The organism is Kitasatospora sp. NPDC004615, from assembly GCF_042873545.1.
Classification (GTDB): domain Bacteria; phylum Actinomycetota; class Actinomycetes; order Streptomycetales; family Streptomycetaceae; genus Kitasatospora.
The window spans coordinates 254,756-274,602 of sequence record NZ_JBIALQ010000008.1; the positions used below are offsets into that span (position 1 = coordinate 254,756).

At 74.2% G+C, this 19,847-nt stretch carries 17 protein-coding genes; 12 read left to right on the top strand and 5 right to left on the bottom strand.

Annotation, left to right across the window (positions count from 1 at the left end; translation table 11 throughout):
- Positions 1-106: 106 nt before the first annotated feature.
- Both ACFYS8_RS27385 and ACFYS8_RS27390 read right to left on the bottom strand, forming a co-directional pair.
- Complete coding sequence (locus ACFYS8_RS27385) at positions 107-2,290, bottom strand: SpoIIE family protein phosphatase (protein WP_387645628.1); 2,184 nt, start codon at positions 2,288-2,290, stop codon at positions 107-109.
- Positions 2,291-2,539: 249 nt separating this feature from the next.
- Positions 2,540-2,941 (bottom strand): ATP-binding protein, encoded by a 402-nt coding sequence (locus ACFYS8_RS27390; RefSeq protein WP_387645630.1) that lies wholly within the window; start codon positions 2,939-2,941, stop codon positions 2,540-2,542.
- Between the two features lie 695 nt (positions 2,942-3,636).
- Between ACFYS8_RS27390 and ureA the strand changes: the two genes are divergently transcribed.
- From ureA to ACFYS8_RS27420, 6 genes are all read left to right on the top strand, one after another.
- Positions 3,637-4,347, top strand: a complete 711-nt coding sequence (gene ureA / locus ACFYS8_RS27395) for an urease subunit gamma (protein WP_387645632.1) — start codon at positions 3,637-3,639, stop codon at positions 4,345-4,347.
- 37 nt (positions 4,348-4,384) lie between these two features.
- Positions 4,385-6,106 carry an urease subunit alpha gene (locus ACFYS8_RS27400; protein WP_387645634.1) on the top strand — a complete coding sequence of 574 codons (1,722 nt, stop codon included), beginning with the start codon at positions 4,385-4,387 and terminating at the stop codon, positions 6,104-6,106.
- Positions 6,107-6,138: 32 nt separating this feature from the next.
- Positions 6,139-7,182 (top strand): agmatine/peptidylarginine deiminase, encoded by a 1,044-nt coding sequence (locus ACFYS8_RS27405; RefSeq protein ID WP_387645637.1) that lies wholly within the window; start codon positions 6,139-6,141, stop codon positions 7,180-7,182.
- 183 nt (positions 7,183-7,365) lie between these two features.
- Entirely contained in the window at positions 7,366-8,277 is a 912-nt protein-coding gene (locus ACFYS8_RS27410; RefSeq protein WP_387645639.1) for a spherulation-specific family 4 protein, read from the top strand.
- Positions 8,278-8,347: 70 nt separating this feature from the next.
- Positions 8,348-8,509 carry a hypothetical protein gene (locus ACFYS8_RS27415; protein WP_387645642.1) on the top strand — a complete coding sequence of 54 codons (162 nt, stop codon included), beginning with the start codon at positions 8,348-8,350 and terminating at the stop codon, positions 8,507-8,509.
- Between the two features lie 71 nt (positions 8,510-8,580).
- Positions 8,581-9,207 (top strand): TetR/AcrR family transcriptional regulator, encoded by a 627-nt coding sequence (locus ACFYS8_RS27420; protein ID WP_387645644.1) that lies wholly within the window; start codon positions 8,581-8,583, stop codon positions 9,205-9,207.
- Between the two features lie 817 nt (positions 9,208-10,024).
- Here the strand turns inward: ACFYS8_RS27420 and ACFYS8_RS27425 are convergent.
- Positions 10,025-11,464, bottom strand: coding sequence for a hypothetical protein (locus ACFYS8_RS27425; protein ID WP_387645646.1), 1,440 nt, complete (start codon positions 11,462-11,464; stop codon positions 10,025-10,027).
- A gap of 277 nt (positions 11,465-11,741) precedes the next feature.
- On the opposite strand from ACFYS8_RS27425, the gene ACFYS8_RS27430 reads away from it, so the two are divergent.
- From ACFYS8_RS27430 to ACFYS8_RS27440, 3 genes are all read left to right on the top strand, one after another.
- The gene (locus tag ACFYS8_RS27430) at positions 11,742-12,191 is read left to right on the top strand and encodes a hypothetical protein (protein WP_387645648.1); all 450 of its coding nucleotides are present in this window, start codon (positions 11,742-11,744) and stop codon (positions 12,189-12,191) included.
- 111 nt (positions 12,192-12,302) lie between these two features.
- Complete coding sequence (locus tag ACFYS8_RS27435) at positions 12,303-12,968, top strand: DUF3105 domain-containing protein (RefSeq protein WP_387645650.1); 666 nt, start codon at positions 12,303-12,305, stop codon at positions 12,966-12,968.
- A complete protein-coding gene (locus ACFYS8_RS27440; protein WP_387645653.1) occupies positions 12,965-13,645 on the top strand; it encodes a DUF305 domain-containing protein in 681 nt (226 codons plus the stop codon). The genes ACFYS8_RS27435 and ACFYS8_RS27440 overlap by 4 nt, the downstream gene beginning before the upstream one ends.
- Positions 13,646-13,910: 265 nt before the next feature.
- Here the strand turns inward: ACFYS8_RS27440 and ACFYS8_RS27445 are convergent, their stop codons facing one another.
- Entirely contained in the window at positions 13,911-15,689 is a 1,779-nt protein-coding gene (locus ACFYS8_RS27445; RefSeq protein WP_387645656.1) for an MFS transporter, read from the bottom strand.
- 186 nt (positions 15,690-15,875) lie between these two features.
- Here ACFYS8_RS27445 and ACFYS8_RS27450 point away from each other — a divergent pair, with 186 nt between their 5' ends.
- The 3 genes from ACFYS8_RS27450 to ACFYS8_RS27460 all read left to right on the top strand — a co-directional run bounded on the left by ACFYS8_RS27450 (position 15,876) and on the right by ACFYS8_RS27460 (position 18,604).
- Complete coding sequence (locus ACFYS8_RS27450) at positions 15,876-16,352, top strand: MarR family winged helix-turn-helix transcriptional regulator (protein ID WP_387645659.1); 477 nt, start codon at positions 15,876-15,878, stop codon at positions 16,350-16,352.
- A 216-nt stretch (positions 16,353-16,568) separates the two neighbouring features.
- Positions 16,569-18,092 (top strand): DNA-3-methyladenine glycosylase 2 family protein, encoded by a 1,524-nt coding sequence (locus tag ACFYS8_RS27455; RefSeq protein ID WP_387645662.1) that lies wholly within the window; start codon positions 16,569-16,571, stop codon positions 18,090-18,092.
- Entirely contained in the window at positions 18,089-18,604 is a 516-nt protein-coding gene (locus ACFYS8_RS27460) for a methylated-DNA--[protein]-cysteine S-methyltransferase (RefSeq protein ID WP_387645664.1), read from the top strand. Before ACFYS8_RS27455 ends, ACFYS8_RS27460 begins: the two co-directional genes overlap by 4 nt.
- 98 nt (positions 18,605-18,702) lie before the next feature.
- Here the strand turns inward: ACFYS8_RS27460 and rsgA are convergent, their stop codons facing one another.
- Positions 18,703-19,788 (bottom strand): ribosome small subunit-dependent GTPase A, encoded by a 1,086-nt coding sequence (rsgA, locus tag ACFYS8_RS27465; RefSeq protein ID WP_387645667.1) that lies wholly within the window; start codon positions 19,786-19,788, stop codon positions 18,703-18,705.
- Between the last annotated feature and the right edge of the window lie 59 nt (positions 19,789-19,847).

The window sequence follows — 19,847 nt, forward strand, 5'->3', positions numbered from 1 at the left end:
TCTGGTCCCCGCTCTAACCCGAAGCAGTCCCGACCACTCGCTGCCCCCGACCACCCGCAGCTCGGCCTCGCCGTTCCCCGAGCCCCTGGATTCGCACCCCGATCCTCTAACTGCTCACCTCGAACCACATCCGCTTGCCCGAGCCGCGAGGCTCAACCCCCCACGCATCGGCCAAGCCCTCGACCAGCATCAACCCACGCCCGGACGACGCCTGTTCGCCGGGCGTGCGGCGTGTCGGCCAGAGATCGCTCTCGTCCTCGACCTCGACCCGCAGCCGCGCCCGCCCGTCCTCCTGGTAGAGCCGCGCGGTGAACATCGCGTCCCGGTCCGTGTGCCTAATCGCGTTCGTCACGAGCTCGGACGACAACAGCTCGGCGGTGTCGATGAGTTCGGGCACCCGCCAGCGCCGCAACGCGTCCCGCAGCTCCGCCCGGAGTTCGGAGATCCGCGCCAGGTCCGCCTGCCCGATCCTGCGCCGCAACTGCTGCGCGGCGCGGCCGCCCGCGGGCCCGTCCCAGCGCAGTAGCAACAGCGCGATGTCGTCCTCGCGTTCGCTGGTGTCGGCGGCCTGCGAGGCGATCCGGTCGGCGAGTTCCTCCAGTGGTTCGCGTGGGGATTCGTCGATCGGGGCGAGGTGTTCGGAGACGGTGTCGCAGAGGCGGGCGAACCCGGTGTCGAGGTCCATGTCGCGGGCTTCGACCAGGCCGTCGGTGAACAGCAGCACGGTCTCCCCGGGGTCGAGGCTGAACCGGGTCACCCGGTACTCCTCGTCGGGCGCGACGCCGAGCGGCAGCCCGCCCGCCACCGGAACGGGGTGGGTGCTGCCGTCGGCGCGGCGCACCACGGGGTCGAGGTGGCCGGCCCGGACGGCGTAGACCACGCCGTAGTCGACGTTGACCTCGGCGTAGGTGCAGGTCGCGAAGTGATCGGTGTCGAGGTCCGCCAGGAAGCGCGACGCCCGGGCCATCACGGCGGCCGGCGGGTGCCCTTCGGCCGCGTAGGCGCGCAGCGCGATGCGGAGTTGGCCCATGATGCCGGCGGCGTGCACGTCGTGGCCCTGGACGTCGCCGATGACCAGGCCGACGTGGCCTCCGGGCAGCGGGACGACGTCGTACCAGTCGCCGCCGATCTGGAGGCCGGAGCCGGCCGCGAGGTAGCGGACGGCGGTGGTGACGCCGGGGACGGCGGGGACGGTGCGGGGCAGCATGACGCGCTGGAGGCCGGCGGCGAGTTCGTGTTCGGCGTCGTGCAGGCGGGCCCGGGCGAGGGACTGGGCGACCAGTCCGCCGAGGGTGGAGAGCAGGGTGCGTTCGTCGGGGTCGAGTTCGCGGTCGTCGTCGAAGGAGACCACGCAGACGCCGGTGGGGCGGCCGCTGGCGACCAGCGGGAGGAACGCCCAGGAGGAGCGTCCGCTGCTCTCGGCCCAGTCCCAGGCCTCGGGGTAGCGCTCGCGGTACTCCTCGCGGCTGGAGACGAAGATCGGGGCGCGCTGCCGGACCGCCTCGGCGGCGGGGTGGGTGGGCGCGAGCGGGATGCGGTCGAACCGGTCGTCGAGGGTGCTGCGGTAGCCGCTGGAGCCGAGCACGGCGATCCGGCCGCCTTCGAGCGAGGCGAGGGCGAGTCCGTCGGGGCCGAGGCCTGGCAGCGGAAGTTCGGTGAAGACCCGGGTGACGTCGCGGACGGTGACGGCTTCGGAGAGGGCGCGGGCGGCTTCCTTGATGAACCGGGAGCGTTCCTCGCGCAGCACGGCGAGTTCGTCGGCGCGTTCGCGTTTGTGGAGTTCGACGGTGGCGTCCCAGACGAAGCCGACCATCCGGGAGGGGCGGCCGAAGGCGTCGGCGAGGACCCGGCCGCGGAAGCGCACGGCGTGCAGTTCGCCGTCGGGGAAGACGGTGCGGTAGTAGGCGCCGCACTGGCCGAGTTCGGCGACGGCCCGTTCGACCCGGCGGCGCACCACGGGGGCGTCCTCGGGGTGCAGCAGGGCGAGGAAGGCGCCGGAGCTGCGGTCGAACTGCTGGCCGGCCAGGCCCAGGATGGTGCAGGCGCGCCGGTCGCCGACCAGGGTGTCGCGCCGGATGTCCCAGTCGAAGGAGCCGATGCCGTTGGCGGCCATCGCCGGTTCGAGCCACTCGGGGGTGGAGTCCCCGGTGCGGGTGGGCAGGCCCCGGGCGGTGGACGGCACGGCGCGGCCGGCGGCGGTGCGCAGCGGGTTCGCGGGAGTGCTGTTCCGGGTGGCCTGGGCGGGCGGGGTGCGGCGGGCGGGCCCAGGCGCCTCGGGCTCGGTGGCCATGCTTCTCCTGCCGGTGCCTTGCCTGGCGGCCGCTGGTTTCCGTGTCCCCTGCTGGGCCGGCCGGACCGCGATGGTTGCGTGTGCCTACTGGCACACATTCTCACTACCCTCTCGTATGTTCGGCAAGGCGGCAATGCCGGTGACCTGCGCGGTACTGATCGCACACGATCCCGCCGGAGAATCCTCACCCGAACGGCTCACCCGGGTGGCCGGTCCGGAATTCCCCCCACCGGTTCGGGGCGGGCCCGCTCAGAGCACGGACAGCTCGAACCAGGTGACTTTTCCGTCCCCGCGCAACTGCACTCCCCAGTCGTCGGCGAGCGCCTCCACCAGCAGCAGACCGCGCCCGGAGGTGGCGTCCTCGTTCGGGTGGCGGCGGCCGGGGAGGTGACTGGTGCGGTCGTGCACCTCGACCCGCAGGCGCTGTTCGGCGGTGAACTGGGCGTCGAACTCGGCGCCCTTGCCGGTGTGCACCAGCGCGTTGGTGACCAGTTCGGAGGTCAGCAGCTCGGCGGTGTCGGCAAGTTCCGGCACACCCCAGTGGTCGAGCGCGGCCCGCAGCCGGCGCCGGACGGTACTGACGGCGGGCAGGTCCGCCGCTTCCAGGGAGGCGTGCAGCCGGCGGTGCAGGGCGCACTCGGGCTGGTGCACCGGGGCCGGACCCTGCGACTGCGGCTTCGCCGCCGGCTGTGACTGAATCTGTGCGGGCCCCTGCCGGTCCGTCTGCTCCCGGCGCGAGGCCGAGCGCTGCCGCGGGAACCTTGCCTGACCGTCCATCAACTTCTTCAGCCCCCGCCCTCGTTCCGGACGGCCGCTCCGGTCCCCCACCGGCCCGGCGGCCACTTCTGGTCATCCTCATGCCCACTCGGCGGCGTTTGCAACAGTGATCCGCCCCTACGCCCGTGGTGAACGGTGCGCAAGGGCGTGCGCGGGCACGCGGGTGAGCCGGGGGCGCTCGCCCGGGCCGGGGCCCCGGTTCACCCGCGTGCCCGTTCGACGCCAGGAGATCCGCCGGCCCTGGTTGGCGCCGTTGGTGCAGCCCCACAGCCGGGTGGGCGCGGCGTTGTCGGTGCGCCGGTCGGCGATCTCCGGGCTGGTGCGTCAGCTCGTCCCCGGCGCGATCCTCGCCCGCCCCGATCATCGATTCCGATCCTTGCCGACCACTTCCGCACAGCTCCTCCCCACTTCTCCCACACCCCTCCCGTGCGCCTGCGGGGCGTCCCGGGCCCGCGGCCGGACGCTGGACATGGCGGGCAGCCGCGGGTTCAATAGGGCCCGACGCGTTTGAACGTCGTTCTAAACTCTTCACCGACCACCCTCCGTCCACCCTCGACGAGCGAGGCACCGTGCGACTGACTCCCACCGAACGGGACCGGCTGCTGATCTTCACCGCGGCCGAGTTGGCCCGCGCCCGACGGGCGCGCGGCGTGCGATTGAACGTGCCGGAGGCGACGGCGCTGATCGCCGACACCGTCTGCGAGGCGGCCCGGGACGGCCGCCGCCTGGCCGAGGCGATCGAGGCCGGCCGCACCGTGCTGAGCGCCGCCGACGTGCTGCCGGGCGTGCCGGACGTGGTGACGGTCGTCCAGGTGGAGGCGGTGTTCGAGGACGGGACGCGCCTGGCCGTGGTCAACGACCCGTTCCGCGGCGCGGGTTCGCTGGGCGACGGGGCGCCGGGCGCGGCGCTGCCGGGCGCCGGCGCGGGCTACGACCCGGTGGAGGAGGCGCTGCTGCTGCCGGTGCACAACACCGCCTCGGTGCCGATCTCGGTGACCTCGCACTTCCACTTCTTCGAGTCCAACCCGCGCCTGGCCTTCGACCGCGCCGCCGCGTACGGGATGCACCTGGCGGTGCCGGCCGGTTCCTCGGTGCGCTTCGACCCGGGCAGCACCGTCGAGGTCGGCCTGGTGCCGATCGGCGGCGAGCGGGTCGCGATCGGATTCGCCGGGCTGGTGGACGGGACGCTGGACGCGCCGGGCGCGAAGGACGCGGCGCTGGCCAAGGCCCGGGCGACCGGCTACCTGACCGAGTTCGACGACACGGAGCCCGCTCAGTGACCGCCAACGCCCGCCGCACCAGGAAGGATCACCACGCATGAGTGCTATCACCCCGCACGACTACATCTCGGTGCACGGCCCGCGGGCCGGCGACCGGGTTCGGCTCGGCGACTCGGGGCTGATCGTCCGGGTCGAGTCGGACTCGCAGGCCCCGGGCGACGAGTTCCTCGCCGGGTTCGGCAAGACCGCCCGCGACGGGCTGCACCTGAAGCCGGCCGCGGTCCGCGAGACCTGCGACGTGGTGATCTCCAACGTGCTGGTGATCGACGCGGTGCAGGGCATCCGGAAGACCTCGATCGGCATCCGGGGCGGCCGGATCTCGGCGATCGGCCGGGCCGGCAACCCCGACACCCTGGACGGCGTGGAGGTGGTGGTCGGCACCGGCACCACGATCGTCTCCGGCGAGGGCCTGATCGCCACCGCGGGCGCCATCGACACCCACGTCCACCTGCTGTCGCCGCGGATCATGGAGGCCTCGCTGGCCTCCGGCGTGACCACCATCATCGGCCAGGAGTTCGGCCCGGTCTGGGGCGTCGGCGTCAACTCGCCGTGGGCGCTGCGGCACGCGTTCAACTCCTTCGACGCCTGGCCGGTCAACATCGGCTTCCTGGGCCGCGGTTCGTCCTCCGACCCGGCTCCGCTGGTGGAGGCGCTCGCCGAGGGCGGCGCGTCCGGCTTCAAGGTGCACGAGGACATGGGCGCGCACACCCGGGCGCTGGACACCGCGCTGCGGGTCGCCGAGGAGTACGACGTCCAAGTTGCCCTGCACACCGACGGGTTGAACGAATGTCTGTCGGTGGAGGACACCCTCGCGGTGCTGGAGGGCCGCACCATCCACGCCTTCCACATCGAGGGCTGCGGCGGCGGCCACGTGCCGAACGTGCTGAAGATGGCGGGCGTGCCGAACGTGATCGGCTCCTCCACCAACCCGACCCTGCCGTTCGGCCGGGACGCGCTGGGCGAGCACTACGACATGATCGTCTCCGCCCACGACCTCAAGCCCGACCTGCCGGGCGACGCCGCGATGGCCCGCGACCGGATCCGGGCCGGCACGATGGGCGCCGAGGACGTGCTGCACGACCTCGGGGTCATCGGCATCACCTCCTCCGACGCCCAGGGCATGGGCCGGGCCGGCGAGACGGTGCGCCGCACCTTCGCGATGGCCGGCAAGATGAAGGCCGAACTCGGCCCGCTGGACGGCACCGGCTCGTACGGCACCGCCGAGGGCGGCGACGACAACGAGCGGGTGCTGCGCTACATCGCCAAGCTGACCATCAACCCGGCCATCGCCCACGGGCTCTCGCACGAGGTCGGCTCGATCGAGGTCGACAAGCTGGCCGACATCGTGCTGTGGCGGCCGGACCACTTCGGCGCCAAGCCGCAGCTGGTGCTGAAGGCCGGTTTCCCCGCGTACGGCGTGGTCGGCGACCCGAACGCCTCCACCGACCGGTGCGAACCCCTGGTGCTGGGGCCGCAGTTCGGCGCGCACGGCGCCACCGCCGCGGACCTCTCGGTGGCGTTCGTCGCCCAAGCCGCCGCCGATTCCGCCTACTTGGACGTCGCGGGCGACCAACTGCCCACCCGCAGGCGGCGGGTGGGAGTGCGCGGCACCCGGGGCATCGGCCCGCGCTCGATGCTGCGCAACGGCCGGCTCGGACAGGTCGACGTCTCGGCGACCGGCCTGGTCTCGCTGGACGGCGAGCCGCTGCGCTCCGCGCCCGCCGACTCGGTCTCCCTCAGCCGCCTGTACTTCCTGTGAACTCCCCTCACTTTCCTAGGACTTGATTCCTCATGACCTCCCCCACCCCCGCCTCGCTCGGCTTCCGGATGCCCGCCGAATGGCACCCGCACGAGCGCACCTGGATGGCCTTCCCGACCCCGAACCCGACCTTCGACGGAGCGGAGCAGCTGGACGCGGCCCGCCGCGCCTGGGCCGAGGTCGCCAACACGATCGTCCGCCACGAGCCGGTCACCCTGGTCGTCAACACCGGCGAGACCGAGGCTGCCCGCCCCTACCTCTCCCCCGACGTGGAGATCGTCGAGCGCCCGCTGGACGACGCCTGGATGCGCGACATCGGCCCGTCCTTCCTGATCGACGGCGAAGGTCAACTGGCAGCAGCCGACTGGGTGTTCAACGGCTGGGGCGCCCAGTCCTGGGCCCGCTGGGACAACGACCAGCACATCGCCGAACACGTCACCGAGCTGGCCGGCGTGCGGCGCTTCGCCTCCCGTCTGATCAATGAGGGCGGCGGCATCCACGTCGACGGCGAGGGCACCGTCCTGGTCACCGACACCGTCCAGCTCGGCGAGGGCCGCAACGCCGACTGGACCCGCGAGCAGGTCGAGGCCGAACTGCACGCGCACCTCGGCACCACCAAGGCGATCTGGCTGCCGCGCGGACTGACCCGCGACTACGACGAGTTCGGCACCCGCGGCCACATCGACATCGTCGCCTCGTTCGTCCGCCCCGGCACCGTCGTCGTGCACTCCCAGCCCGACCCGGCGCACCCCGACCACGCGGTCTGCCAGGAGCTCGCCGGGATCCTCCGCTCCGCCACCGACGCCCGGGGCCGCAGCCTGGAGGTCATCGAACTCCCGGCCCCCACCGTCCTGTTCGACGAGGACGGCGAGCCCGTCGACTACTCCTACATCAACCACTACGTGGCCAACGGCGTCGTCGTCCTGTGCGCCTTCGACGACCCGCGCGACGAGCAGGCCAAGGCCATCCTGGAGAAGGCGTACCCCGGCCGGACCGTCGAACTGGTCGACGCCCGCGAGATCTTCGCCAACGGCGGCGGCATCCACTGCATCACCCAGCAGCAGCCGAAGGCCTGACGCCGCCTCACGCATCGAACGGCCGGTCAGTGGTGGAGCTGACGCTCCGTCACCGACCGGCCGTCCGGTCGCCGGTGAACTCCTGCGAACGATCTCCGGTATTCGGCCTCGGAACGCGCGTCGCTGGTTAGCATGCCCATGCGGCGCCAGGGGGGCGCCCGCCCAGCATTGGGGGATCCACGCATGCGCATTCGCGCGAAGGGGCTCACCGCCCTGCTCCTCGGCTCGCTGCTCGCCGTCGGCGCCACCGCCGCACCGCAGGCCGGCGCCGGCACCACCCCGGCCGCCACCACCACCTCGACCCGAGGCCTGGAGATCGGCATCCCGGCCTACAGCTTCCCGGACTACCCGATGTTGCTGAACGTCCAGGCCACCACGCCCGCGCCGTCCGTCGTCATCCTCAACCCGGGCAGCGGCGAAGCCCCGTTCGCCGCCGACTGGCAGGCCCGCGCCGACGCGCTGCGCGCCAAGACCACCGCCACCGGCGAGCACACCAAGGTGATCGGCTACGTGCACACCGAATCCACCGGGCGCGACCGGGACGCCGTGCTCAAGGACGTCCGCAACTACCTGGTCACCCCGGACGGCAAGCTGCACGTCGACGGCATCTTCTTCGACACCAGCAGCCGCAACTGCGGCGTCAACAACGTCGAACGCGACTTCTACCTCGACCTGCGCCACCAGGTCCAGGCGCTCGTCCACTCGATCGACCCGACCGTGCAGGAACTGGTGGTGAACAACCCCGGCACCGCCGTCCAGGACTGCTTCCTGGAGCCCGGCAAGCGCACCGCCGACACCTTCGTCACCTTCGAAGGCACCTACGACAACTACATCAACCACTACCTGGGCGGGAACGTCTTCAACCTGACCGCCGGCTACTACCCCGGCGCCGGGTTCGACCCCGACGGCACCTCCTACTGGCACCTGATCCACGCCACGCCCAACGCCACCGCCATGAAGACCGCCCTCAGCACCGCGTTCACCCGCGGCGCCGGGTACGCGTACGCCACCGACGACGTCGAACTCAACCCGTGGGACGCCACCCCCGCCTGGGGCTTCGGCGCGGAAACCTCGTACGCCGCCACCATCGGCTGACCTCCCGGCCCGGCCCACCCCTTCGTCGGCAGGAGGGGCGGGCCCGGCCCCGCCGGGGTGTCATGGAGGCATGACACCCCCCACGCTCGACGAACTCACCGACGAACTGCTGCGCCTCGCCCCCGGACTGGACCGCGAACAGGCCATCGCCGTCCTCCGCAAGGCCTACCGGGCCGGCCTCGACCACGGCCGGCAGGAGACCGCCGAAGGACGCGAACACAGCGGCTGGTGACCCCCGGCCACACCCCCGCCCCGCGCCGTACGGGAAACTGGACGCCGGACAGCCAGCAACGAGGAGAGCGGATGGCCCCGCCACGCACCCGCCGCCCGGCCCGCCCGCGGGAAGAGGTGTACGCGGCCGCCCGCGCCGCCATCGCCGAACACGGCCTCGCCCGCCTCACCATGGCCGGCCTCGGCCAGCAGCTCGGCATGAGCGCCGGACACCTGCTCTACTACTTCGGCAGCAAGGACCAGCTCCTGCTGGAAACCCTCCGCTGGAGCGAGGCCCAGCTCGGCGAACGCCGCACCCGCGAACTCGCCCGCCACGACCTGCCGGTAATCGAACGGCTCGCCCGCTACATCGACCTCTACCTGCCCGAAGGCCCCGGCGACCCCCGCTGGATCCTGTGGATCGAGGTGTGGAGCCGCTCCCCCGGCACCGCGGAACTCCGCCAGGGCCAGCCCGACATCGAGACCCCCTGGCAGAACGACCTCACCGCACTCATCACCGAGGGCCTCACCACCGGCGTCCTCACACCCGTCGCCGACACCCCCGCTCCCGCTCGCGCCACCCAGCTCCGCGCCCTCCTCGACGGCCTCGCCATCCCCCTCGCCATCGGCCTCCCCGCCACCACCCGCCCCCAGGCCACCGCCCACGCCACCTCCGCCGCCCACGCCCTCCTCGGCGTCCCGGCGAAGGCGGCGAAGTAGCGGAGCAGCGGTCGGACGGGCGCCACGGCTTCGGCACGGGCCGAGGGAACGCGACCGGCACAGGCCCGGCCACCGGCGGCGTGCCACGGGCAACCGGCCACCGGCCGTTGGGCACCGGGCCGCCGACGAACGCAAGCGGCAGGGCGTTCACGATCGGATGCCGCGCCGCACCGGGCAACCACCGCCCCTCCCGGCGAAGCCACCGCTCACCACCCGCAGGCCGCCCGGGCACCTCGCCGACCCGGTCCGGGACGGAACCGGAAGCGCCGACGGACACCCGCAGCGGCCCGGCAACGGGCACCGGCGGGGACAGACCCACCGCCACCGGCCGGGCCTCACCGAGCCACCCGGCGAAGCCGCCGCTCACCACCCGCAGGCCACCCGGGCACCCGGCCGACCCGGTCCGGCACGGAACCCGAAGCGCCGACGGACACCAGCGGCGGCCCGGCGACGGGCACCGGCCGGAACAGACCCACCGCCTCCGGCCGGGCCCCACCGAGCCACCCGGCGAAGCCGCCGCTCACCACCCGCAGGCCACCCTGGCACCCGGCCGACCCGGTCCGGCACGGAACCGGAAGCGCCGACGGACACCCGCAGCGGCCCGGCGACGGGCACCGGCCGGGACAGACCCACCGCCTCCGGCCGGGCCCCACCGAGCCACCCGGCTACCGCTCCTCCGGACGAAGCCCGCACGACGCCAACGGGCGCGCGCAGCGTGGCGGCGACGGGCACCGGCCCGAACGGACCCGCCGGGTCCAGCCTGGCCGCACCGGATCCCGTGCGGCTGCCGCACGGGGCGGAGCCCCCGCCGCGGGCGTCACTCCGTCCAGACCGCCACCGCCGTGCGGTCGTCGGCGTAGCCCTTGGCGCGGACCTGGATCTGGCGGAGGAAGTCGACGGTGCCCGGCGGGTGCGGGTGCGCCCAGTGGCTGGACAGGAAGTGCGCGACGGCCGGCTCCTCGGCGATCGGGTCGGCGAGGCCCGGGGTGCACAGCAGCAAGATGTCGCCGGAGGTGGCCGGCACCAGGCGGAACCGGAACGGGCGCGGCGCCTGCCGCGCGGCCGGGGGCAGCGGGGGCTGGCCGTCCGGGTGGTGGAGCAGCCGGGCCGCGTACGCGTCGATCCAGTGCCCCGACCGCAGCAGGTACAGCCCGCCCGGGCCGGTGCCGAACGCGGCCCGGTGGGTGGCCGCCGGGTCGGTGGACATCAGCAGGCAGTGCAGCGAGGCGGTCTCCTCCGCCGGCGTCTCCTGAAGGGCTTCCGGCTCGGCCCCCTCCGGCACCGCGTTCTCGGCGTCGCCGCGCAGCCGGGCCGCCGCCTGGAGCGCGATCCGCTGCAGGCCGTACCGCAGCCGGTCGCGGGCGCCGGCCCGCAGGTCGGCGGCGAGTTCGGCGCGGCTGCGCCCGATCGCGACGGCCAACTGCCGGGTCGCGTCCGCCGCCGCGGCGGAACCCGACGCGGCGTCGGCCCGCCGCGCCGGGCCCGCGAGCACCGTCAGCACCAGCCCGTCCTCGGCCTCCCCGAACCGGACGGTGAGCAGCGCGTCGCGCCGCGGCTCGCCCCGGTAGCGGGCGGAGTCGCCGCGGATCGACACGGCCCGCAGCGTGGTCGCCGCGAACTGGGCGCCGTCGATGGCCGTGTCCGGCACGATGCCGGCCAGCCCGTCCGGGTCGGTGACCGGCAGCGCGGTCGGCTCGGCGGCGTACGTCGGCGGCCGCTCCCCGACATGCGGCACCGCCGGCGCCTCCGGCCCGCGCCAGGGCGCACCGCGCTCCGACGGCGGGGCCACTGCGGCATCCGGCTCCGCGACGGCCTCGGGCTCCACCGGGGCCTCGGGTACCGCGACCGCGACCGCCACCGGGGCCTCGGGTACCGCGACCGCGACCGCCACCGGGGCCGGCTCCGGCTCCGGCTCCGCAACGGCGGGCGGTTCGGTGGGCGGTTCGGTGGGGTGCGGCTGGTGCGGCTGCTCGGCCGGTGCGTCGTCGTCGGTCGGGCGGATCTCGGGCCAGGCGGCCTCGGCCCAGCTGCGCAGGGACGGTTCCGGGTGCGCCACCGCATCCACGGGGGTGTGCTCGGTGGCGGGCCCGTCCTGGGTGTCGAAGAGGCCGACGGCGGAGGTGAACCATTCGTCCACGGACGAAGTGTCGGCGACGGCGTCGGGAGTGTCGGGGAGGGTGCCGGCGGGGCCCGCGTAGACGGTGTGCCACCAGGCGTCGTCGGGTCGGCTCGGCCCGGGTGCGCCCTGCTCGTTCAACTGACGGCTCCTGATTGATCCGTGGAATAGCCGGACGTCAAGTCATTCTTCCGAAGCACAACGACGGTGTCCGGGAATCGGAACATCGCACCGACGCCGGGGTGGGGTTCCGGCCACTGCCGGTCGAAATGAGCCGCAGCGATGGGCCGCGCGGGGGAAATTCGGAGCCCAAGAGGGGCATCGCTTCACCCGATCGGCTGATTAATATGTGCGCATGACCGCGCCAGGACTTCGCACTCGACCCCGGGAAGGGACCGCGTACGCGGTATTCCGCCCCGTGGCGATGCTGTGGTCCGTGCTGCTGGCCGCCCTGCTGGCGCTGCTGCCGTGCGCGGCGAACGCCCGCACGGCGAGCTCCGCGCCCCCCGCGCCCGTCACGTCCGTCCGGGCGGTGTCCACCGTCGTTCCGGCGGCGGCCGCCGTCTTCGCGGACCGGGACCGGGTCGGCGCACCGTCCGGACACCAGCACGCGCTGGCACCGGACGGCCCCGGCGTGCTCATCCTGTGCACCGCGGACGGCCCGGGCCGGGTGCCCGGTCACGGCTGTTCCAGTCACTCCTTCTGCGGCCCGGAGTCGCAGCTCCCGAACGCGCCCCCGCAGCCCGGCGCGGTCGTCCTGCCGCAGTTGGTGGCTCCCCCCGCGTCGCCCGCCGCCCCGGCGTGCGACGTCCGACCGGCGCCGCACCACGCGCCCGACCTGCACATCCTCCAGGTTCACCGGTCCTGAGCGGAACCCACCGCCGACCCGTTCCCCGACGAAGGGGCGGTCGGCGGCTCCGCTGCCCCAACCCCACCGCAGACCGCCGTGAACCGCACGGCGGGGACAAGGACATCACTCATGGGTTCCGCCTACAAGCAGCCCCGGCAGGGAAGCAAGTCCGCCCAGCAGGCCGACCGCCGGGCCCGAATCGCCGAGCTGCGCGCGATCGAGCAGCGCCGTGAGCGCCGCAACAAGATCCTCACCATCGCCCTCTCGGCCGGGCTGGTGCTCGCCATGGTCGGCGGCGGCACCTGGCTGGCGCTGGACGCCAAGAACAAGAAGAACCAGCAGACCGAGGCGGCGAAGTCGCCGATCGAGGGCGTCAAGACCTGGGACAACCTGTCCCGCACTCACGTCCAGACCGAGGTCAAGTACCCGCAGGCCCCGCCGGTCGGCGGCGACCACAACCCGGTCTGGGCGACCTGCATGGGCACCGTCTACGACCAGCCGGTGAAGAACGAGAACGCGGTGCACTCCCTGGAGCACGGCGCGGTCTGGGTCACCTACAACGGCAAGGCCAACCCCGATGACATCAAGGCGCTGAGCGAGAAGGTCAAGGCCACTCCCTACAGCCTGATGAGCCCCTACCCCGACGAGGAAGGCACCATCACGCTGAGCGCCTGGGGCACCCAGCTGATCGTCGACAACTCGAAGGACCCGCGGATCGACCAGTTCTTCACCAAGTACGTGCAGGGCCCGCAGACCCAGGAGCCCGGCGCCTCCTGCAGCTCGGGCGCGATGTGACCGCCGACCTGACCGCCGACCGGGAACCGTCGCAGCCCGCCACCGGCCGGCGCCGCCGCACCCTGTGGTGGCCCGCCGCGCTGGCGGCGGTCGTCGCGCTCGGCCTCGGCGTGCCCGCGCTGGTCTCCAGCAGCACCCCGGCGTCCGGGAGCTCCTCCTCCACCCCGAGCACCGACTCGGCGGAGGCCGGCTTCGCCCGCGACATGGCCACCCACCACCAGCAGGCGATCGACATGTCGTTCATCGTCCGCGACCGCACCCAGGACCAGGCGGTCCGCACCCTGGCGTTCGACATCATCAACACGCAGGCCAACCAGCGCGGCATGCTGATGGGCTACCTCGACCAGTGGGGCCTCACCCAAACCAGCGCGGCCAAGCCGATGACCTGGATGGGTCACACCTACGAGGCCCACGACGGCTCGCTCATGCCCGGCATGGCCACCAACGCCGACCTGGAAAAACTCCGCACCCTCAGCGGCAAGGACGCCGAGGTGTTCTACCTCCAGCTGATGCTCGCCCACCACCGGGGCGGCGCGGACATGGCCCAGGCATACGTGGACGCGGCGAAGAACGACGTCGAGAAGCGGCTCGCGCAGACCATGGTCAACGGCCAGAAGGCCGAGATCGACCTGATCACCACCATGCTCACGGAACGCGGCGCACCGCCAAGTTCCTGACGCCGTCAACCGCCCGCGAGGGGCGCCACCCGGAAACGCCCGGGCGGCGCCCCTCGCGCGATCCCGCGCGGCGCTGGGGTGGGGGCGGTCGCGGCACGGCACCGGCGGGCGCTCGCGGCTGTGCGCCGGCGGGCGGTCGCGGTGGCGGAGCGGTGGGAGGTCTCGGCGGCGGAGCGGTGGGAGGTCTCGGCGGCGCGCCTGGCGGCATTTCCAACAGTGCGCCAGTGGCGGCAGCGGCGCGTCGGCGGGCGGTCGCGGCGTGGCGTCAGCGGGCGGACAGGCGGGCCGCCAGTGCGGCGACCGCCGCGAGCAGCAGCAGGACCGCCCGGCCGCCGGACGCCGGTCCGGCAAGGTGGACGGCGAGCACCGGCAGGGCGGTGCCGAGTGCGGTGCCGAGGCTGCGCACCATGTTCACCAGGCCGCCGCCCACGGCCGAGCTCTGCGCGGGTATCGCCCGCATCACCAGCGCGTTGTTGGCGGGCAGCAGCAGCCCGAGGCCGTAGCCGGTCACCAGCAGCGGCAGCACCGTCGTGCCGGCTCCGGGCGCGGGCAGCGCGGCGAGCGCGAGCAGTCCGGCCGCGGCGGCCAGCGCACCGGCCCGGCAGCGCACCGCGTCGCTCCAGCCGCGCGGCAGCAGCCCGCCACCGACCGTGGCGGCCAGCGCGAACGCCGCGGGCAGCGCGGTGATCACCACCCCGGCCGTGCCGGCGGACGCCCCGCGACCGGCCAGCACCACGGGCTCCAGCACCAGCGGACAGAACAGCAGCAGGTAGCCGATCAGCGCCACCAGCAGCCCAACCCGGATACCCGGGGTGTTCACCAGTCCGGGAGGGACGATCGGCCGGTCCGCACGCCGCTCCTGCCGGACCAGCCCGGCCGCCGCGACAACCGCGAGCACCGCCAGCCCGGCCGCCGCCCACCCCGGCAGCGGCAATCCGGACGCGGCGGACAGCGCCAGCAGCAGCGCCGTCGACGCGGTGGCCAGCAGCAACAGCCCGGCCAGGTCGAACCGTCCGCCACCTTCGACCTGCCTGTCCCCGGCCCGCCCGTCCCCGGCCCACCCGCCCTCGGGCCGCCCGCCACCGGCCCGCCCATCCTCGATCCGACCGCCCACGGCCCATCCACCGTCGACCCGCCCGCTACGGGCCCATTCGCCTCCGGCCCGCTCGCCCCCGATCCGCCCGCCTCCGACTTGCCCGCCGATCCGCCAGCCCTCGGCCCGTCCGCCCCCGGCCTGCCCATCCCCGACCCGTCCGCCTCCGACGTGTCCACCCCCGGCCTGGGCCTGCCTATCCCCGACCCGTCCGACTCCGGTCCGCCCATCCCAGATCCGCCCGCCCTCGGCCCGCACGCCCCCAGCCCGCCCGTCCCCGACCTGCCCGCCGCACGGCCTCGCGCCGTCCGGGAAGGTTCGCGGTAGCAGGAACCAGCCCGCCAGGATGCCGAGCACCCCGATCGGGACGTTGACCCAGAACGCCCAGCGCCAGGAAGCGTGGGTGACCAGTAGGCCGCCGAGGGTCGGGCCGAGGGCGAGGCCGAGGGCCTGGGCGGCGGCCTGGATGCCGAGTGCGGTGCGCATCGCCCGTTCCGGTACGCCGCGGGCGACCAGTGCCACGCTGTTGGCCTGCATCATCGCGCCGCCGACGGCCTGTACTGCGCGGCAGGCCACCAGTACGGCCAGGCTGTCGGCCAGTCCGGCGGCGAGTGAGGCGGCCGCGAACACGGCGAAACCGGCCAGGTACATGGTTTTGCGGCCGACCAGGTCGGACAGCCGCCCGACCGGGGCCAGCAGGGCGACCAGCACCAGCAGGTAGGAGAGCGACACCCATTCCACGGCGGCGAAGCCCGCGTCGAACCGGCGTTCCAGCGCGGGGAACACCAGTGAGGTGACGCTCGCGGTCAGCTGGCCGAGAAACGCGCCGAGGCAGACCGTGCCGACGGCCAGCCAGTGCGCGTGCGGCCAGCGTGCGACGGCGCGCGGGCGCGGGCGTTCGGCGCGCTGCAGGGCGTCGAGCAGCCTGGGGGCAACGGCAGGTTCAGCCATGAGTCGAATATATCTGCCACCGATATAATCGCTCAAGGACTGTTTCCGGCCCCGAGCCATCCACCCTCCCGACAGCCCCGCGGCAGCCCCGCAGCAGCCCCGCCGCACCGCCCCGGCAACCGTCCTCGCTGGTCAACGTCGGGACCTGGGGCAGCACCGACACCACCTGGCGCTACGCTGTCCGCCATGTCTTCGCAGCCCCAGCCCGCGCCCGACGCACTCGCCGGGGCCCAGCAGCTCACCGATGTGATCACCCGGCTGCGCCGTGCCCTGCGCAGCTCCATCCGGTCCGAGTTCCCCTGGGAGGCGCTGCCAATGGCCCAGGTCGAGCTCCTCCAGACCCTCGCCGTCGCCCCCATGCGGGTCGGCGAACTCGCCGCTCGTCAACGCCTGGCGCCCAACACCGTCAGCGGTCTGATCTCCAAGCTCCTCGACGCCGGCCTGGTCGACCGCCAACCCGACCCGGGGGACCGCCGCACCGCCCGGATCGCCCTCACCGAGGCCGGTCACCAGCAGCTCCGCGACTGGCAGAGCGCCCACGAACGCCGCCTCGCCACCGCCCTCCTGAGCCTCACCCCCGCCGACCGCGCAGCCGTCATGCAGGCCCTCCCCGGCCTCGACCACCTCGCCCACACCCTCGCGGGCACCGACCCCGCACGCTGATCCCACCGCGCCCACACCCTCGCGGGCACCGACCCCGCGCGCTGACCCCACCGCGCTCGCCCCCTCACAGGCGCCGACCCCGCACGCTGACCCCACCGCGCCCACACCCTCACACGCGCCGACCCCGCACGCCGACCCCACCGCGCCACCAGCCGAGGCATGGCGACGTCCGATTTCCGCCAGTCGGCCCTCCGGGGATGACGCAGACTGGATGGCGTGATCGACGACGAGACCAGGTACCGAGCCGTGCACAGCCGGGACGCCCGCTTCGACGGGGTGTTCTTCACGGCCGTCCGCACCACCGGCATCTACTGCCGTCCGAGTTGCCCGGCCACCACTCCCAAGCGCACCAACTGCTCGTTCTTCCCGTCCGCGGCCGCCGCGCAGGGCGCGGGCTACCGGGCCTGTCGGCGCTGCCGGCCCGACTCGGTGCCGGGCTCGCCCGAGTGGAACCACCGGGCCGACCTGGTCGGCCGGGCCGTCCGGCTGATCGGCGACGGCGTGGTGGACCGGGAGGGCGTCGCGGGGCTGGCCGACCGGCTCGGCTACAGCGCCCGCCAGCTCCAGCGCCAGCTGACGGCCGAACTCGGCGCCGGCCCGCTCGCACTGGCCCGCGCGCAGCGCGCCCAGACCGCCCGGCTGCTCCTGCAGACCACCGAACTCCCGGTCACCGACGTGGCGTTCGCGGCGGGCTTCGCCTCGGTGCGGCAGTTCAACGACACCATCCGCGAGGTCTACGACCGCACCCCCAGCACGCTGCGCACCGAGCGCGGCGGCCACCGCCGCGCCCCCGTCGCGGCCGGCGCGCTGGGTCTGCGGCTCGCGTACCGGGGCGCCGTCGACACCGAGCACCTGCTGGACTTCCTCGCGCTGCGAGCCGTCCCGGGCGTCGAAGAAGTCGTCCCCGGCCCGCGTCCCGGCACCCGCACCTACCGGCGCACCCTGGCACTGCCGTACGGGCACGGCATCGCCGAGGTCGACGGGCTCGCCCCGGGCGACGACCGGGCCCGCGGCTGGCTGGACTGTCGGCTCACGCTCAGCGACCTGCGCGACCTCACCACGGCCGTGCACCGGCTGCGCGCCCTGTTCGACCTGGACGCCGACCCGGACGCGGTCGACGACCGGCTCGCCGCCGACCCGCTGCTCGCCCCGCTCGCCGCGGCCCGGCCCGGACTGCGCTCCCCCGGACACGTCGACCCGCACGAACTCGCGGTCCGCGCCGTCCTCGGCCAGCAGATCAGCGTCGCCGCGGCCCGCACCCTGGCCGGTCGGCTCGCCGAGACGTACGGCACCCCGCTGCCGTCCAGCGACGGCAGCCTGCGCCTGCTGTTCCCGACCGCCGCCGCGCTCGCGGCCGCCGATCCCGAGCACCTGGCGATGCCGCAGGCCCGCCGCCGCGCCCTGCTCGGCCTGTGCGCCGCCCTCGCCGAGGGCACCGTCCGGCTCGACCCGGGCGTGGACCGCGAACAGGCCGCCGCCGAGCTGCTCGCCCTCCCGGGCATCGGCCCGTGGACGGTCGGCTACCTGCGGATGCGCGCCCTCGCCGACCCGGACGTCTTCCTCCCCACCGACATCGGCGTCCGCGACGGCCTGCGCGCCCTCGGCGAGAGCGGCGATCCGCGCAGCTCCGCCGACCGCTCCGCCGCCTGGGCGCCCTGGCGCTCCTACGCCCTGCACCACCTGTGGTCGGCGGCCTCCGCCCACCACACCGCCCTCCGTACCCGCAAGGAACCGGCATGACCACCGTCTTCACCACCATGGACAGCCCGCTCGGCACCCTGCTGCTCAGCGGCACCCTCGACGAGGAGCACGGCTTCGCGCTGACCGCCGTCACCGCCCCGGGCCAGAAGTACGCGCTCGCCGAGCCCGCCGCCGACTGGCAGCCCGACCCGGACGCGCTCGCCCCCGCCGTCGAGCAGCTCACCGAGTACTTCGCCGGCGAGCGCACCACCTTCGACCTGCCGCTCGCCCCCGTCGGCACCGAGTTCCGCCGCCGGATCTGGGCGAGCATCGACGACATCCCCTACGGCGCCACCGTCACCTACGGCCAACTCGCCGACGCCGCAGGCCAGTCACCCCGCGCCGTCCGCGCCGTCGGCGGCGCCGTCGGAGCCAACCCCCTCCTCATCGTCCGCCCCTGCCACCGCGTCATGGGCGCCAACGGCAGCCTCACCGGCTTCGCCGCCGGCATCGACGCCAAGCGCTGGCTGCTCGCCCACGAGAACGGCAAGGACGCGGACCAGCTCTTCTGACCACCCGTCAACCCGGCGCAGCCCCAATCACCCCTGCGCCGGGGCGAGTTCGTCCTGGTGCGGCGCACCGGCCGCGACGAACCCGCCCCGGGCCGCGGTCAGGGGCGGCGGACGGTGCGGAGGGTCTTGGTGCGGGTCTTGTGGTGGTGGCGGGCGCGTTCGGCGCGAAGGCGGGCGTCGGCGCGGGAGGCGATCCAGTCGTTCTCGCGCTGGAGCTTGAGGTAGGACTCCCAGCGGCGCTCGGGGAGGGTACCGTCGGCGAGGGCGGCGCGGACGGCGCAGGCGGGTTCGGTGCGGTGCGAGCAGTCGTCGTAGCGGCAGCCGGACGCGAGCTGGTCGATGTCGGCGAAGGCGAGGTCGATGCCCTCGCCACCGAACAGGCCGACGCCACGCAGGCCCGGGGTGTCGATGACGGCGCCGCCGCCGGGGAGCGGGACGAGTTCGCGGGTGGTGGTGGTGTGCCGGCCCTTCTCGTCGACGGAACGGACCTGCTGGACCGTCATGGTGTCGGTGCCCGCGAGGGCGTTGGTGAGGGTGGACTTGCCGGCGCCGGACTGGCCGATCAGGGCGCAGGAGCCGGTGGCCAGGGCGCGCAGTGCGTCCATGCCGGCTCCGGTCTCGGCGCTGACCGTCAGCACGGGGACCCCGGGTGCGACCGCCTCCACGTCCGCCCGGACGAAGTCGCCGTCGTGGACCAAGTCGGACTTGGTGAGGACGATCAGCGGTTCGGCCCCGGATTCCCAGGCGAGGGCGAGCAGACGCTCCACCCGGCCCAGGTCGGGTTCCGCAGCGAGTGAGACGGCGATCAGGACGGTGTCGATGTTGGCGGCCAGCACCTGACCCTCGGAGCGCTTGTGGGCGCCCTTGCGGATGATCGCGGTGGTGCGGGGGAGCACGGTGGTGACGGCGGGCAGTGGCCGGGCGGCCGGGTCGACGGCCACCCAGTCCCCGGTGCACGGGTTGTGAATGGTGTCGGCGCTGGTCACCGGCCGGGTGTCGGCGCGCAGCGTGGCGGGCTCGCCGGTTTCGGGATCGACGAGCAGCACATCGCAGCGGCCGCGGTCGATGCGGGTGATCCGCCCGGGGAGCAGGCCCGCCTCGGCGAGCGGACGGAAATCGGCGGCCCGGTCCTCGTCCCAGCCGAGGCCGGAGAGCGGGTGGGCAGCGGAGGTCGTGGAAAGCACGGGGTGAACCCTTCAGGGAACGGGTGGCCCCGGCCGCGCGACGGCGGTGTCAGCGTATG